This is a genomic window from Methanocalculus sp., assembly GCF_029762515.1.
Classification (GTDB): Archaea; Halobacteriota; Methanomicrobia; order Methanomicrobiales; family Methanocorpusculaceae; genus Methanocalculus.
This window is the reverse complement of sequence record NZ_JARVGN010000456.1, coordinates 1-1,711: the sequence shown is the minus strand read 5'-3', so window position 1 is coordinate 1,711 and position 1,711 is coordinate 1. Positions and strand designations below refer to the sequence as shown.

The window sequence follows — 1,711 nt, the reverse complement described above, 5'->3', positions numbered from 1 at the left end:
CCGGAAACCAGCGTCATCAGGATCGAGAACACAACCAGCCGGAGACCGTCGTACCTGTCCGAAAGCAAGCCAAAGGGTAGCATCATCACCAATGCTCCTATGAAGTATCCCGAGAACAGCAGGCTTGAGGCAAGAACACCTGCACTCCTTTCTCCCGAAGCTGCTATTTCCGGCAGTACAGGTATAACTGCATTGGACAACCCCATTATCAAGAATACAGTAAAATAAATCAATAGCCTGTTTTTGTCCATATCCCTTAGTCACCACTCCACACCGATTGGCCCGGATCTTAATAACCTTTACCGTGAAGATATGGCATCCGCGTTTTTAGAAATAAAGTTTGATCGTCTGGAATATGTCGGAAACAGGCTCTTCGATCTTCCTTATATGGGACATACATGGAAATGGCTTGAAATTGATACCAGCGTCTCTCTCGAAGAATGTTTTGCTGCTGTAAAGTGCCGCATGCTGCGGGATAGTTGTTTTGTTCTTAGACATGATGCTTTTTTCAGTTGATAAAACAAATTTCAGGATACCCTGCAAGAAACTTAATAAGAATTGTCGCCAATAGAGATGTGAGATGAAATGAGCTACTATGGCCAAGACGCAGATCGATGAGTACAAAGGGAGAATAGTTTCAATACTGCTGAAAAACGGTGTGGATAAAGACAGTATCTTTGACTCGTTTGCAAGGAACGAGGCAGGCGTGGAAAGAACAGTCGATTTACCAAATAAGTAAGGAGGCATTTGATATGATACATGAAGTAAAATCTATTGAGCTTAACACCGGCATAATCATTCAGTACGTTGAAAAGGGTGACCCATCTGGTGTTCCTGTATTGCTGCTCCATGGTCTCAGTGATTCCTGGCACTCCTTTGAGTTGGTGTTGCCGCATTTGCCCGGCACCATCCGCGCTTTCTCATTGTCACAAAGAGGTCATGGTGATTCGCAACGTCCGGAAAAAGATTATCAGGTAAAGGATCTGGCTAATGATGTGAAAGCTTTTTTGGATGCGCTTGACATTTCAAAAGCTGTGATCCTCGGCCATTCATTGGGAAGTGCGGTAGCACAGCGATTTGTGATAGACTATCCTGAAAGGACCCTGGGGATGGTTGTGGCAGGGTCCTTTTACAACCTGGCAAAGAGTCCTGTCCTGAAAGAAATATCGGCTTCGTTTACCTCACAGCTGAACGACCCGAAAGACCCGGAATTTGTACGAGAGTTTCAGGAAAGCACTATTGCAAGGCCTGTTCAGGAATCATTCTTTGAAACGATCGTTCAGGAAAGCCTGAAGGTTCCGGCTCGTGTCTGGCAGGCGCTGGTGGACGGTGCACTTCAGGATGATTTTTCAGAAAAGCTCCATACCATTAAACTGCCGACAATGATCATCTGGGGAGACCGAGACGTCATTACAACACGTAATGACCAGGAAGCTCAGATAGCGGCAATTCAGAACGCACATTACGTGGAGTATTCGGATACGGGGCATGCCCCTCACTGGGAAGAGCCGCGTAGATTCGCTTTGGATCTGGTGACTTTTGTGGAAACAAATGTCATTAGAGGCAGGTGAAAGGGAAAAGATGAGGTGAGGATACTGTGAAGGAACCATGGGGTCTTTACTTGGATCATTGATCTTGCAGTATGTGCTAAATACTAAAGAGGATTTCGATAAACTAGGACTACATTGCACTAAAATATAAATAATAGACA

The 1,711-nt window shown here is 45.1% G+C and carries 2 protein-coding genes and 1 pseudogene; 2 read left to right on the top strand and 1 reads right to left on the bottom strand.

Features of this window, described 5'->3' with window-relative positions; genetic code table 11:
• Positions 1-251, bottom strand: a pseudogene (locus tag QCH34_RS12115) (MFS transporter); the annotation flags it as partial.
• Positions 252-595: 344 nt separating this feature from the next.
• Here QCH34_RS12115 and QCH34_RS12110 point away from each other — a divergent pair.
• Both QCH34_RS12110 and QCH34_RS12105 read left to right on the top strand, forming a co-directional pair.
• Positions 596-739: a hypothetical protein gene (locus QCH34_RS12110; RefSeq protein ID WP_300334509.1), complete on the top strand. Its 144-nt coding sequence runs from the start codon at positions 596-598 to the stop codon at positions 737-739.
• A 13-nt stretch (positions 740-752) separates the two neighbouring features.
• Positions 753-1,571 carry an alpha/beta hydrolase gene (locus tag QCH34_RS12105; RefSeq protein WP_300334507.1) on the top strand — a complete coding sequence of 273 codons (819 nt, stop codon included), beginning with the start codon at positions 753-755 and terminating at the stop codon, positions 1,569-1,571.
• The last annotated feature ends 140 nt before the right edge of the window (positions 1,572-1,711 follow it).